This window comes from Gordonia jinhuaensis (assembly GCF_014639795.1).
Classification (GTDB): Bacteria; Actinomycetota; Actinomycetes; order Mycobacteriales; family Mycobacteriaceae; genus Gordonia_B; species Gordonia_B jinhuaensis.
The window spans coordinates 22,329-36,114 of record NZ_BMGC01000022.1; the positions used below are offsets into that span (position 1 = coordinate 22,329).

Consider the following 13,786-nt stretch of genomic DNA (forward strand, 5'->3'; position numbering starts at 1 on the left):
GCGAGAATGGACAACATGTCCCAGAAAATCGTTCCCTGCCTGTGGTTCGACGGTGTTGCCCGTGAGGCCGTCGACTTCTACGTCGACGCGTTCGACTGTGCGCCAGGCTTCGAGGGTTCGGTGGCCGCCGCGCAGCGCTATCCCGAACAGGGACTCCCGGAGACTCAGAAAGACCATGCCGGGGACGAGATGATGATCGAATTCGACCTCGCCGGAGTACGGTTCGCCGCACTGAATGCGGGTCCCGAATTCTCCTTCATCCCGGCGAATTCACTCATGGTGAATTTCGGTCCTTCCCATGACGCATTCGCGCGGGAGCAACAGTGCGGATGGTGCCGCGACCGTTTCGGTGTCAGTTGGCAGATCATCCCGGAGAACCTGCAGGATCTCCTCGCGAAGCCGGGGGCATTCGAGAACCTGATGTCGATGACGAAGATCGTGATCGCCGACCTGTAGGCCGGGTGGATGTACCAGATGGTCACGAGAGAGCGCCGTTGAGGACATATATCCTCAACGGCGCTCTCAGGTGACTATTTTGCGGATCTCGTTCTCGATGAACAGGCCGAGGTGAGCGTCCGCCACAGCAGCATGCCCACACAGGCGGCGATCGCGATGGCCGCCAGCCACAGTCGCGCTGGCGTATCTGCCAGGTCGTGGAGTGTCATCGGTCCGGCATGGCCCTGTTCGAGATCGGTGGCCACGATCACGACGACAGCGAGCGCGGTGAGTGCCACATAGGCGGTCGCGCACACCGCGAACCAGCGGGGGATCACACACGACGGTGAACCCTGCGACGTCACTCTCGTTGACGCCGATCCCGACGAGGTCAACCCGCCGACCATACCGATGCGACGCATGAGCTCAGTCTAGACCGTCGCGCCGTCGGCGGAGGAGTCGTTTGCCGAGGTCGTCCCACTTGCGGCGGTGGTGTCGAACACCTCATCGCCTGCCACCTGACGGATGGGACCTGTGAACCATTTCTTCACCGACAGATGCCAGTAGAGGAACAGCAGGATCAGTGCTCCACCGATGAGCAGCGGCGTGTAGTTGACGTACTTCCACGCGAAGCTCGGGTCCCACGGCATACCGCCCAGAGACGTGGGGAACATCGCGATGATCGACGTCACCACGATCTCGATGAGGGCCAGCGGTGCAATCCACTTGTACTTGCTGCCCAGGTTCCACGATCCCGCCTCGAAGCTGTCGCCGGCCTTCCATCGGTAGTAGATCGGGATGGCGAAGCACAGGTAGAGCCCGACGACGCCGATCGAGACGACGGCGAAGAAGGCCACCGGGACAGGGGCGCCGTTGATGTCCACGGGCACCAGGGCCGGCAGCGTGAGGATCGCCGCGACCACGGCGGTGGCGATGACCGCGTTGGCGGGCACCTTGTTCTTGTTGACCTTCGACCACAGCTGATGGCCGGGCACCCCGCCGTCGCGACTGAAGGCGAACATCATCCGTGATGCGGTGGTCTGGCAGGCGGCCGCGCAGAACAACTGGCCGAAGGTGGAGATGAGCAGGACAAGCCCGGCCCACTTGGAACTCAGTGCGGAGGTGATGATGGTGGCCACCGCGCCGCCGCCCTTGGAGACGTCATCGGCGTTCTGCACCGCGAACAGGAAGCTGAGCAGGAGCAGCCATCCGCCGATCGCCGAGTACACGATCGAACGCCAGATGCCCTTGGCGGCAGCGCCGGAGGCACCCTTGGTCTCCTCGGACAGGTGAGCCGAGGCGTCGTAGCCGGTGATCGTGTACTGCGTGAGGATCGCCGACATCGGCAGCACGTAGAACAGGAATCCCGCACCGGAGGTCTTGCCCTCGAAGATGCCGGTGTTGTTGATCGTCTTGGTGAACACATCCGACACCGACGCATGGTGGTCGGGGATCAGGAACAGGATGAGAATCACTGCGGCGGCGCCGAATACGTGCCACCACACGGAGACGTTGTTGATCAGTGACAGCAGATTGCCGGAGAAGATGTTGATGAGCGCCACGGCCACCAGGATCACCACGAACATGATGAAGATGGTGGTCAGATCACCGCTCTTCCACGACGAGAAGTAGACGCCGAGGGTGAGGTCGACGAAGGTCGCCGCACCGTAGGCCACCGACGCGAGGATGGCGATCAGACCGATCAGGTTCAGCCAGCCGGTGTAGAAGCCGGCCTTCACCCCGCCCAGCTTCGAGGCCCACCAGTACAGGCCGCCGGATGTGGGATAGGCCGAGACCAGCTCGGCCATGCAGAAACCGATCAGCAGGATGAAGACGGCCACGATCGGCCATCCCCAGGCGATGGCGGCGGGTCCGCCGTTGTTCCAGCCCAATCCGAACGAGGTGAAACACCCCGACAGGATCGAGATGATGGAGAACGAGATCGCGAAGTTGGAGAATCCAGACCACGATCGGGACAGTTCTTGGGTGTATCCGAGACGAGCGAGGTGTTGCTCGTCTTCGGTGAGTACTTCGTGGCCTTCGGGCACGGTGCATCCTTCTCGAGTCGAGTCCGGCTGTTGCAGATCATGGTGACGCACTGATGGTTTCGTCGTTGTTACGGCAATGCTTCGGCTGGTGATAATTCGCCGGGTCGTGGCCATGTTTGCCCCGTCGATGTGCGATAGGTGCACGACATTTCCGATAGTGTCGGCCCAGAGCTGCGGCGAGAACCGGGCAGCGCCTTGCGGATCGGGTCATGCCGACGGTGATCGACCCGGACTGATCCGATGAACCCGGCCCGCTCCGATCGATCCGGAGGTGTGACGATGGCCGACGATCTTCCCGATTCTGCATCGGTGGTGGTGATCGGCGGCGGCGTGATCGGCACGTCCATCGCCTGCCATCTCGCGGCATCCGGTCTCGACGGCGTGGTGCTGGTGGACAAGGGAGACCTCGCCGGCGGATCCACCTGCCGCGCCGCCGGCGGCGTCCGCGCCAGCTTCTCGCAGTCGGCCAATATCGAGATCGGTCTGCGCGGACTCGAGGTGTACTCACGTTTCGCCGCGCTCTACGGGCAGCAGATCGACTTCCACCGGGACGGCTATCTCTACCTGCTCACCGACCAGACGCAGATGGACTCATTCGAAGCTGCTGTGGCGCTGCAGAATTCGTACGGGATGGCCAGTGAGATGGTCGGCCCGGCCCGCGCCCTCGAGCTCTCGCCGCTGATCAGTACCGAGGGGTTGCTCGGGGCGTGCTGGTCGCCCGGCGATGCCAAGGCGACCCCCGAGTCGGTGGTGGCGGGCTATGCGCGCACCGCACGCCGGCACGGTGCGGTGATCCGCACGCACACCGAGGTTCTCGACATAGAGAGCAGCGGCGGGACCATCACCGGCGTCATCACCGACCGCGGGACCATCGCGACCGGGCGGGTGGTGTGTGCGGCCGGCGCCTGGTCGGGTCGGATCGGACAGATGGTGGGGGTGGACATCCCCGTGACTCCGGTCCGCCGACAGATCGCCTTCACCGCACCTCGCGACGGTCTGCCGACGCACTCGCCGTCGCTCACGATCGACTTCGCCTCCAGTTTCTACTTCCACCCCGAGGGCGGTGGTCTGCTGATCGGCTGGTCGGATCCCGACCAGCTGCCGGGGTTCGGGGTGCGCTTCGAACCCGACGACTGGTTCGCCGGGGTATCGCGCGTGGCGGCGCAGCGGGCGCCGGAGATCCTCTCGTGTGGTGTGCGTACCGGCTGGGCCGGCCTGTACGAGGTGACCCCCGATCACAATCAGATCATCGACCGCAGCACCGAGGTGCCCGGGTTGTTCGTGGCGACCGGCTACTCCGGGCACGGCTTCCTCATGGGACCTGCGACCGGTGAGATCGTCTGTGACCTGGTCAACGAGGTGACACCCGGCTACGACATCACCGGATTCCGCCTCGACAGGTTCGCCCGTGAACCTCGCGGCGATGCGGAGGTCGCGATCGTCTGAGCCGCCGGTCGCGCTCTCGACAGGACCCGACCTGACGCGCGATTCAAGTATGAGGCACCATGGAGACTGACGTCACATACGCGACATCACGACGCCGCGACATCACGACGAAGGAGTCACCCATGGCAGCCCCACTCTCCCGCCGCGACCTGCAATTCCTGCTCTACGAGTGGCTGGATGTGGAGTCGCTGACCGCGCGAACCGAGTTCGCCGAACACTCCAGGGAGACCTTCGACGCGGTCCTCGAGCTGAGCGAGGACATCGCCACCAAACGGTTCAAACCGTTCAACAAGCTCGGCGACGCGAACGAGCCGTATGTGGGCCCTGACGGCAAGGTCGTCCTCCCCGACGAGATCAGCTCGGGTATCAACGAGTTCGTCAAGGCCGGATTGATGGGCGGTTCATTCGACGAGTCGGTGGGCGGCATGTCGCTCCCGACGGTGATCAACCGGGCGGCGATGGCCTGGTTCCAGGCGTCGAATCCGGGTATGTCCTCGTACCCGTTCCTGACCGTGGGCAATGCGCATCTTCTCGCCGAGTACGGCACCCCCGAGCAGATCGAGACCTGGGTGCGTCCGCTGGTGGAGGGCCGCTACTTCGGCACCATGTGCCTGTCGGAGCCGCAGGCCGGGTCGTCGCTGGCCGACATCACCACCAATGCGGTGCCGGCTGCCGACGGGACCTACCGGGTGACCGGAACCAAGATGTGGATCTCCGCGGGTGAGCACGAACTCACCGAGAACATCGTCCATCTGGTGCTGGTCAAGGTCCCCGGCGGAGCGCCCGGCGTCAAGGGCATCTCGCTGATGATCGTGCCGAAATTCCTTCCCGACGGGACCCGCAACGATGTGGAGCTCGTGGGCCTCAACCACAAGATGGGTAATCGCGCGACCACCAACACGCTGCTGAACTTCGGCGACGGCACCCACCGTCCCGCCGACGAGCCGGGTGCGGTCGGTTATCTGGTGGGTGAGGAGCATCGCGGGCTCTTCTACATGTTCCACATGATGAACGAGGCCAGGATCGGTGTGGGCTCGATGGCGATGGCCCTGGGCTATGCGGGATATCTGGCTTCGCTGGAGTACGCGAAGGTCCGCACCCAGGGCCGTCCGGCCGATGCGAAGGATCCGTCGTCGCCGCCGGTCCCGATCATCGAGCACGCCGACGTCAAGCGGATGTTGTTGGCGCAGAAGTCGTATGTCGAGGGTGCCCTCGCGCTGGTCCTGTACTGCAGTCGCCTGGTCGATGAGAGCGCCACCGCCGCCGACGCGGCCGAGCGGGACCGTGTGACGCTGCTGCTCGACGTGCTCACCCCGATCGCCAAGAGCTGGCCGTCGCAGTGGTGCCTGGAGGCCAACAGCCTCGCGATCCAGGTGCACGGGGGTTACGGCTACACACGTGAATTCGACGTGGAGCAGTACTACCGCGACAACCGCCTCAACCCGATCCACGAGGGCACTCACGGCATCCACGGTCTCGACCTGCTCGGCCGCAAGGTCGTGATGGCCGGCGGGGCGGGACTGACCGCCCTGGTGGAGACCATCTCGGCGACCGTCGAACGCGCGACCACCGCCGAGAACGCGGAGACGCGTGATCACGCCGCGTCGTTGCGCGATGCGCTCGCCGACCTGGTGACGGCGACACGTGAGGCGTGGTCGGTCGGCGATCCGGCGCGCACGCTGGCCAATGCGAGCCTCTATCTGGAGGCCGCCGGGCACATCGTGATCGCCTGGATTTGGCTCGAGCAGGAGCTGGTCGCCGCAGGGAAGCAGGGAGATTTCTACGACGGCAAACGCCTTGCTGCGCAGTACTTCTTCCGCTACGAGTCGCCCAAGGTGCGCCAGCAGCTGGTGATGGTCGGTTCTGCCGACACCACCACGCTCGAGGCCGACCCGGCCGTGTTCTGACCCGGGATCGCCCCTGCCCGCCTCTATAGTTCGACTGGACAGGCCGACCGGACACGGCCGACCGGGAGGTCTCGAACCGCCGGGATGCACTGGTCGGCGACCAGACGCGAAGGCGTGGGCAGGGGAAGAACGCGGTGATCGAGTTCGACGCGGTATCGAAGGTGTACCCCGACGGGACCACGGCGGTGTCAGAGGTGACGCTCACGGTGCCCTCGCACAAGACCGTGGTGCTGCTCGGTTCCTCGGGCTCCGGCAAGACCACCCTGTTGCGGATGGTCAACCGCATGGTCGAACCCACCTCGGGGCGGGTGCTCATCGACGGTGCCGATATCCGTGATCGCAACGCGGTACACCTGCGTCGCTCGATCGGTTACGTGATGCAGAGCGGCGGGCTGCTGCCGCACCGCACGGTCACCGACAATGTGGCGACCGTGCCGGTGCTCAACGGCACCTCGCGTCGCTCGGCGCGCAAGGAGGCGGCGGGTCTGCTCGAACGGGTGGGACTCGATCCGGCGCTGGGCAAGCGGTATCCGCATCAGCTCTCCGGCGGCCAGCAGCAGCGGGTCGGGGTGGCCAGGGCGCTCGCCGGCGATCCGAACATCCTGCTGATGGATGAGCCGTTCGGCGCGGTCGACCCGGTGGTCCGACGCGATCTGCAGGACGAGTTGCTGCGCCTGCAGTCGCAGCTGGGTAAGACGATCGTGTTCGTGACCCACGACGTGGACGAGGCATTTCTGCTCGCCGACACGGTGGCATTGCTCAAACCCGGTGGTGTGCTCGCCCAGGTGGGGACGCCCACGGAGATCGTCGAGCATCCGGCCGACGATTTCGTCGCGGAGTTCATCGACGCCGGTCGGCCCAGGAGCGTGCTCCGATGATGTGTCCAGTGCGTGCTCCGATGATCTTTACAGTGCGTGCTCCGATGATGCGTCCAGTGCGTGCTCCGATGATCTGTGCAGTGCAGCGGATTTCGGAGTCCGCGACGTGAAATGGCAATGGATCGCCGACAACTGGGACCAGATCTCCGACTACGGGTGGGCGCATCTGTGGCTGGCGGTGGTCCCGGTGATCGTCGGCACGGTGTTGTCGATCCCGCTGGGGTGGATCGCCAACCGTTACCGCTTCACCCGCGGCACGCTGCTGGTGCTCGGCGGTGTGCTGTATGCGATCCCGTCGCTGCCGTTGTTCGTGGTGCTGCCCTCGATCCTGGGGACCAAGATCCTCGATCCGGTCAATGTCGAGGTGGCGCTGTCGATCTACGCACTGGCGATCATGTTGCGTTCGGCCGCAGATGCTTTCGCCTCGGTGGATCGCAACGACATCTTGTCGGCAGATGCGGTCGGATACGGCGCGCTTCGCCGGTTCGTGACGGTGGAGCTACCGCTGGCCGGGCCGGTGCTGCTCGCCGGGGTGCGCGTGGTGTCGGTGAGCACGGTCAGTCTGGTGACGGTGGGGTCGCTGATCGGTGTGAACTCGCTGGGCTACTTCTTCATCGACGGATATCAGCGTGACTTTCCCACCGAGATCTGGGTGGGCGTGATCGGCACGGTGCTGATCGCGCTGGTGCTCGACGCGATCCTGGTGATCATCGGCCGCGTGACGATGCCGTGGGCGAAACGTTCGCCTCGGGTACGTGCACGCCGCGAGGCCGTTGCCCGGGAGGCGATCAACACATGAGCTCCTATTCGGAGGCCTTTCACTGGCTGTTCACCGCGAGCAACTGGTCGGGATCGACGGGGATCGGCGCCCGCATCGCCGAACACCTCGAGTACTCGGCGTACACCATCCTCATCGCGGTGGTGATCGCCCTGCCGCTGGGTCTTCTCATCGGCCACACCGGGTTCGGGCGCGCGGTGATCATCCCGTTCACCGGTGCGCTGCGGGCGTTGCCGACGCTGGGTTTGCTGACGGTACTCGCGCTGCAGTTCGGCATCGGCTTGAAGGCGCCACTCATCGCGCTGGTCATTCTGGCGCTGCCCCCGATCCTCGCCGGTGCCTACGCGGGTGTGGAATCGGTGGACCGCACGACCGTGGATGCCTCTCGGGCAACAGGGTTCACCGAGTGGCAGGTGCTCTCTCGTGTCGAGCTGCCGCTGGGGTCCCCGATCATCCTCGGCGGGATCCGTTCGGCGTCGTTGCAGGTGATCGCGACGTGGACGGTCGCGGCCTTTCTCCCGGTCGGGGGTCTCGGGCGATACCTCATCGACGGGCTCGCCATCCGTGATTACGCTCAGATGCTCGGCGGTTCGATCGTGGTGATCGTGCTGGCGCTGCTCGTCGACGGCCTGTTCGCGGTGGTGACGCGGTTCGCCACACCGACCGGTGTGCGGGCACTGTCCTCGGCGGTGCGATCGGCGGCAGAATGAGGGCGGCCGCTCGACCGGCGGGGATGATCGAGGAGAAATGAGACGTGTTGTACCGATCGCCGGCCTGCAGTCGCACGCCGGGACGGGGATCGGTGAAGGTTCGACCAGATGAGATGTGCCGGAGGGTATGAGCCAGCCGGCATCGACGAAAGGTCCACAGATGACCACCATCAAGAGTGTGCTCGCAGCCGCGGGGCTGGCCACCGCCGTCACCGTTGCCCTGGCCGCATGTAGTTCGTCGTCGAGCCCGCTGAGCAGCGACAGCGCCGGTGAGTCGTCACCGTCGGGCACCATCACCGTCGGCTCGGCGAATTTCGCCGAGAACGAGATCCTCGCCTACGTGTACGCCGATGCGCTGAAGGACAATGGGCTCGCGGTGAACGTCAAGCCGAATATCGGTGCGCGCGATGTGTACATTTCCGCCCTCAAGGACGGGTCGATCGATCTGATTCCCGAGTACAGCGGAAACCTGCTGCAGTACTTCGATTCCAAGGCGACCGCACAGTCGGCCGACGAGGTCTACACAGCGCTCAAGGCGGCAGTGCCCTCGGGCTTCGAGGTACTCGACAAGGCGCAGGCACAGGATGCCGACTCCTACAATGTGACCTCGGACTTCAGCAAGAAGAACAACGTCACCAGCCTCGATCAGCTCGCCGGACTCAACATGTCGCTGAAGGTGGCCGGGCCGCCGGAGTTCCAGACGCGTCCCTACGGCATCCCCGGACTCAAGAGTGTCTACGGGGTGTCGGCGACGCTGGTCCCGATCAACGACGGCGGTGGCCCGTCGACGGTCAAGGCGCTCAAGGACGGCACGGTGCAGCTGGCCGACATCTTCTCGACCACACCGGCGATCAAGCAGAACGGATTCGTCACGCTCGCCGACCCCAAGCACATGATCTTGGCGCAGAACGTGGTTCCGCTGATCAACACAGCCAAGGCGAACGGCAAGGCCGCCGAGGTGATCAACAAGGTGCAGGCCAACCTCACCACCGACGATCTGATCGCGATGAACACGAAGAGTTCGGTCGACAAGGATTCCGCCGAGCAGGTGGCCAAGGAATGGCTCGCCGACAAGAAGCTGTTCGGCTGAGTCACACGATCGGCACGCCTCGCGACGTCACGACGTGAAATCCATCGATTCGGTGACGTCGTGTCGGCGGCTGTCGATGGCGTCGAGGATCGGATTGTGGCGGACCACCCAGGGGGCTCGGTCCGAGGCCTTCGGCAACGTCTGTGCGGCGCGTTTGATGTAGCCGGATTCGAGGTTCCACAGCAGTCGCTCGGGAAGTACCTCGTTGCCGGTGGTGGGGGTGGCACGCCGAAATCCCTTGGCGCGCATGTAGGCGATGAGGTCGGCGACCGCGCGGCTGGTGATGTCGACACGCAGCGTCCATGAGGCGTTGGTGTATCCGACCGACCATGCGAAGTTGGGCACCCCGTCGAGCATGTAGCCGCGGTAGGCGAACCGGTCGTGCGGTTTGACCTCGACCGAGTCGATGGACAAGCGTGTGCCGCCGAATGCCACGAGATCGAGTCCCGTTGCCGTGACGATGATGTCGGCGTCGATGTCGCGTCCGGAGGCGAGTCGGATTCCGGTGGGAGTGAATCGCTCGATCTGGTCGGTGACCACGTCGGCGTCGCCGCGGGATATCGCCGCATAGAAGTCACCGTCGGGTGTGATGCACAGTCGCTCGTCCCACGGTCGGTAGCGCGGGTTGAAATGGGTGTCGACGTCGTATCCGGCAGGAAGCGACCGAACGGCGATGCGACGCAGAACTTTCCGGGCGGCGTTCGGGAAGCGTCGGCAGGCCAGATAGATGCCGGTGGTGACGATCGTGTTGCGCCACCGCAGGATCGGCAGCGTCCACCGGTCGGGGAGTATGCGCCGCAGGGCCAGGCTCGTGGGCTCTCGCCAGGCTGTGGGCAGCAGATAGCTGGGGGAACGCTGCAGCATGGTCACGTGTTCGGCGTCGGGTGCCAGCGCCGGCACGAGGGTGATCGCGGTCGCCCCGCTACCGATCACCACCACGCGCTTGCCGCGATGATCGAGGTCGGCCGGCCAGAACTGCGGGTGCACGACAGTCCCGGGGAAGTCCTGCGCCCCGACGAACTCCGGGCGGTAGGCGGTGTCGTAGCGGTAGTAGCCGGTACACAGATAGAGGAATCTGGCGCGGTAGGTCGTTGTACTCGTTTCTTGGGTGGTAGCGCTCGACTCCTCGGTGGTGGTGCTCGTCTCCTCGGTGGTGACCGTCCACATGTCGGTGGCGGTGTCGAAGTCTGCGGCGGTGACGGTGACACCGAAGTCGATGTGCTTGTCGATCCCGGTCTCGGCGGCCGTCTCGGTGAGGTAGTCGCGGATCTCGCCTCCCTCGGCCATCATCCGTTCGCCGGTCCAGGGTCGGAACGGGAAGCTGAGAGTGAGGATGTCGGAATCCGACCGCACGCCCGGATAGCGGAAGAGATCCCATGTGCCGCCGATGCGGTCGCGCTTGTCGACGATGCGATAGGTGATGTCGGGGTTCTTCTCCCGAATTCGGTAGGCGGCGTCGATGCCGGAGATACCGGCGCCGACGATCAGCACATCGAGGATCTCGCGCTCGGTGTTGTCGGGTCTTGTGACCATTGCTGCCTCCGCTGTGCCACGACGAACTCGCGCTCGGAGTTGAGGCGCGGTGGGCTCACGATAGGACGGTCGCGTCCCGGTGTTGAGCCGATCGGTGCAATCGGGCCGGGCAGCTTCGGTGGATTCGGCGGGCGACGGCCCGGTCAGGACGCGGCGGCGACCTTGGCGATCGCCTTCGTGGTGAAGTCGTCGAAGGTCGACTGCGACGGGGCGCTGCGCGTGCCGCCGACCGACGTGACCACCGAGTAGCCGCCGACCTGGGCGATCGCGAGCAGCGAGGTGGTGGTGACCTCGGTGCCGGCGATCGTCGCGGTGCTGGTCATCTTGATGCCCACGGATTTGTCGGCCTCGTTGTGCGGCAGATCGAAGACGGAACTGGTGTTGACGCTGTGGATCTGCTGGCCGGAGACGTTGCTGTCGAGCGTCATCGTCGAGCACTTGCTACGCGCGGTCTCGGTCGCCTTGTCGATGTCCGCCCCACCGACCTGGACGGCCTCGACCATGGTCACCCCGTCGGGGGTGAACCCGCCGAAGATCTTCGCATTCGCATCGGTGGTGCTCGACAGGCTCGTCGGTCGGCAGCCCTCCGGCGTGATCTTGGCAGACTTTCCCAGTTCGGCGACATGTCGCTGCCGGCCTTGTTGGCCTCGGCGGGGGTCACCTGGAATCCGGCGGGGACGTCAGCGGTGGTGAGCAGCAGCGTCGAGGGGTCGGCGGTGGCCGCGGCGGTGGTCGTGTCATCGGACGAGGCGCCGGAGCCGGAATCCGAGCCGGAACCGTTGGCGGCGGTCTTCGCGCCGCTTGCTGACGCAGCGTCCACGGCTGTGCCGGCGACCGTCCCACCCGACGAGCATGCCGCCACCGACAGCACTGCAGCTGCCGATGCGCAGAAAATGACTGCACGGGGGATGACTGTGCCGCGCAGGGTCGGTGAGGTCATGTCGACAGGTTCCTTCCGTCACGCCGCTCGGCGCAGATGTTGTGGTGATGTGGTCGCGCGGCGAGCGCCAGGCGGTGTGGGGTGGCCGGCTATTTCGACGCGGCGACCTTCTCGACAGCCTTCGTGGTGAAGTCGTCGAACTGTTGCTTGGTCGCGTCGTCCCCGGTGGTGGTTCCGCTGCTCGATCCGCTGTTTCCGGTGCCGTTGACGGTGATGATGACGGCGTAGGACCCGACCTTCACGAAGGCGAAGTAGGAGGTGAGCTCGGCTGAGTCGCCAATGCCGCTCGCTCGGCTGACCATCTTCAGGCCGGTCGACTTGTCGGCGGGCATCGACGGAAGGTCGGTCTCGGTGGTTGTCGATGTCAGGGTCATCGTCTGACCGTCGAAGGTGTCGTTCATGGTCATCGAGGCGCATGCGCCGGTCATCTGCGCTGCCATCTGTTCGACCTTCTTGTCCCACGGGACCAGCTCCTCGACCAGGGTCGTCCCGTCGGAGGTGCTCCCCCCGAAGGCGGCTTCGTTCTTGAGTAGCTCGTCGCCGAGTCCGTCGGCTGCCACCGACTCGCATTCGGGCGGCTGCACATTCGTCACCGACATGCCGCTCTCGCCGCTGCTGCTGTCGGGGCTCGGTTCGGTCGAATCGGCGGTGGAGTTGACCGACTGCACCCGGAAATCGGGGGGCATGTCGTCGGTGGTCAACAGCAGGCGGGTGAGATCCTCGGTGGAGTGGTGCGCAGACCCGCCTCCCGACGCGTCGAGGTCGCTGAGCGAGACGGCCTTGTGGCCGGCCGCGACGAGCTGGTCCATCGCCTTCGGGTCGAGTGTGTTCTTGGCCGCGCACGCGCCGCCGGTGGACAGCACGACGGCGCCCGTCAGCGCGGCGAGCGCCGCGCGTCGATAGAAGCTCCCTGATGTCATCTCGATCGTCCCCTCATGCCCATCGCCCATACCCATCGCCTCTGCGTGGTGCGGTGCGCCCCCGACAGCGCTGCGCTCGACAGCGCTGAAGTCGGCTGCGCTCGCACCGGCATCGACAGACCGTACTCAACGGCAATATGTCATGCCGCATCGGTCGTCTCGGCTGTCGGTCAGCTGAATGACGTAGTGTCCTTCGGCCGACCGGGGGCTGGTTGTGCGGCGTCGTCGCAGTTCCGGCGGGTCGGTGGCGGGGTGTGCGACACAGCGATGCGGCCGGTCAGCCGATCCCCGAGAGGGTCTGGTTGACGAAGGACTGGGCTTCCGGTGGGAAGAGCGCGGCCGGGATGGTGGTGGGGATGACCGAGGCGCGGGTGCGGATCGTCACGTAGTCGTTCCCGGCGTCGATGGACTTCACGGCCGCGTAGTCGATGATCTGTGTGGTCAGCGGGTTGGCGATCATCAGCGACGCCGGTCCGAATCCGGTGGTCCACACCGCGCCCGAATAGGCCACCGGTGCGAGGACTCGGTTGTAGCGAGCCATTGCCGAGCCGAAGATGATCGCGAGTGCGACGGCCATCCCGAAGATCCACGAGATCGCCCCGACGACCCCACCGGTGAGTGACAGCAGCAGACCCGCGACGAGCACCACGCCGAGAACCACCCACTGGCGGCTGCTGGACGAGCGGACCACGCTGGCTCTGGCCAGCCGACCCTGGTCGCCGTCGGATGCCACCCAGATGTGGTGGACCGGCGGGAGCGGGCGGATCGGAGGTGTCGCCTGGTTCATCCACGTCGTCATGTGCTGTGGTCTCGCCTTCGGGTGCTGGGTGCTGGGTGCTGGGTGCTGGGTGCTGGGTGCTGGGTGCATGTTCGCCACTGCTTGCGCGCGGCGTCTGTCGCCGGGACACGCTACCAACGTGTCCGCTTTCACCGGCGGCAGCGCTGCGACAGGCAGGGCCGGGTGCGCGGTTGTGAACTGGTTGCGTGCTTGTGAAGTGGCTGCGTGCTTGTGAACTGGTTGCGTCGGCCTTCGCGCAGCCAGTTTTCGCCGGCGCATCCTTTGCAATGGTTGCGTAGAGAAGAAGTGGTTGCGCGAGCACA

At 65.3% G+C, this 13,786-nt stretch carries 14 protein-coding genes; 7 read left to right on the plus strand and 7 right to left on the minus strand.

Annotated features, from left to right (window positions below):
* The first annotated feature begins 15 nt into the window (after nucleotides 1-15).
* Nucleotides 16-456 carry a VOC family protein gene (locus IEW22_RS13915; protein ID WP_188587217.1) on the plus strand — a complete coding sequence of 147 codons (441 nt, stop codon included), beginning with the start codon at nucleotides 16-18 and terminating at the stop codon, nucleotides 454-456.
* A gap of 74 nt (nucleotides 457-530) precedes the next feature.
* On the opposite strand, the gene IEW22_RS13920 is transcribed toward IEW22_RS13915, so the two are convergent.
* Nucleotides 531-857 carry a hypothetical protein gene (locus IEW22_RS13920; RefSeq protein ID WP_188587218.1) on the minus strand — a complete coding sequence of 109 codons (327 nt, stop codon included), beginning with the start codon at nucleotides 855-857 and terminating at the stop codon, nucleotides 531-533.
* 9 nt (nucleotides 858-866) lie between these two features.
* Nucleotides 867-2,483 carry an amino acid permease gene (locus IEW22_RS13925; RefSeq protein WP_188587219.1) on the minus strand — a complete coding sequence of 539 codons (1,617 nt, stop codon included), beginning with the start codon at nucleotides 2,481-2,483 and terminating at the stop codon, nucleotides 867-869.
* 279 nt (nucleotides 2,484-2,762) lie between these two features.
* On the opposite strand from IEW22_RS13925, the gene IEW22_RS13930 reads away from it, so the two are divergent.
* From IEW22_RS13930 to IEW22_RS13955, 6 genes are all read left to right on the plus strand, one after another.
* A complete protein-coding gene (locus IEW22_RS13930; RefSeq protein WP_188587220.1) occupies nucleotides 2,763-3,929 on the plus strand; it encodes an NAD(P)/FAD-dependent oxidoreductase in 1,167 nt (388 codons plus the stop codon).
* 122 nt (nucleotides 3,930-4,051) lie between these two features.
* Nucleotides 4,052-5,836 carry an acyl-CoA dehydrogenase gene (locus IEW22_RS13935; protein ID WP_188587221.1) on the plus strand — a complete coding sequence of 595 codons (1,785 nt, stop codon included), beginning with the start codon at nucleotides 4,052-4,054 and terminating at the stop codon, nucleotides 5,834-5,836.
* Between the two features lie 134 nt (nucleotides 5,837-5,970).
* Nucleotides 5,971-6,714 carry an ABC transporter ATP-binding protein gene (locus tag IEW22_RS13940; protein WP_188587222.1) on the plus strand — a complete coding sequence of 248 codons (744 nt, stop codon included), beginning with the start codon at nucleotides 5,971-5,973 and terminating at the stop codon, nucleotides 6,712-6,714.
* 106 nt (nucleotides 6,715-6,820) lie between these two features.
* Nucleotides 6,821-7,513 carry an ABC transporter permease gene (locus IEW22_RS13945; RefSeq protein WP_188587223.1) on the plus strand — a complete coding sequence of 231 codons (693 nt, stop codon included), beginning with the start codon at nucleotides 6,821-6,823 and terminating at the stop codon, nucleotides 7,511-7,513.
* Nucleotides 7,510-8,202, plus strand: coding sequence for an ABC transporter permease (locus IEW22_RS13950; protein WP_188587224.1), 693 nt, complete (start codon nucleotides 7,510-7,512; stop codon nucleotides 8,200-8,202). Before IEW22_RS13945 ends, IEW22_RS13950 begins: the two co-directional genes overlap by 4 nt.
* Nucleotides 8,203-8,362: 160 nt before the next feature.
* A complete protein-coding gene (locus IEW22_RS13955; protein ID WP_188587225.1) occupies nucleotides 8,363-9,292 on the plus strand; it encodes an ABC transporter substrate-binding protein in 930 nt (309 codons plus the stop codon).
* A gap of 27 nt (nucleotides 9,293-9,319) precedes the next feature.
* Here the strand turns inward: IEW22_RS13955 and IEW22_RS13960 are convergent, their stop codons facing one another.
* The 5 genes from IEW22_RS13960 to IEW22_RS13980 all read right to left on the minus strand — a co-directional run bounded on the left by IEW22_RS13960 (nucleotide 9,320) and on the right by IEW22_RS13980 (nucleotide 13,484).
* The gene (locus tag IEW22_RS13960; protein ID WP_188587226.1) at nucleotides 9,320-10,825 is read right to left on the minus strand and encodes a flavin-containing monooxygenase; all 1,506 of its coding nucleotides are present in this window, start codon (nucleotides 10,823-10,825) and stop codon (nucleotides 9,320-9,322) included.
* A gap of 143 nt (nucleotides 10,826-10,968) precedes the next feature.
* Nucleotides 10,969-11,328, minus strand: a complete 360-nt coding sequence (locus IEW22_RS13965) for a hypothetical protein (RefSeq protein WP_188587227.1) — start codon at nucleotides 11,326-11,328, stop codon at nucleotides 10,969-10,971.
* 2 nt (nucleotides 11,329-11,330) lie between these two features.
* Complete coding sequence (locus IEW22_RS13970; RefSeq protein ID WP_188587228.1) at nucleotides 11,331-11,765, minus strand: hypothetical protein; 435 nt, start codon at nucleotides 11,763-11,765, stop codon at nucleotides 11,331-11,333.
* Between the two features lie 89 nt (nucleotides 11,766-11,854).
* Nucleotides 11,855-12,685, minus strand: a complete 831-nt coding sequence (locus IEW22_RS13975; protein WP_188587229.1) for a hypothetical protein — start codon at nucleotides 12,683-12,685, stop codon at nucleotides 11,855-11,857.
* Nucleotides 12,686-12,962: 277 nt separating this feature from the next.
* The gene (locus IEW22_RS13980) at nucleotides 12,963-13,484 is read right to left on the minus strand and encodes a hypothetical protein (RefSeq protein WP_188587230.1); all 522 of its coding nucleotides are present in this window, start codon (nucleotides 13,482-13,484) and stop codon (nucleotides 12,963-12,965) included.
* Between the last annotated feature and the right edge of the window lie 302 nt (nucleotides 13,485-13,786).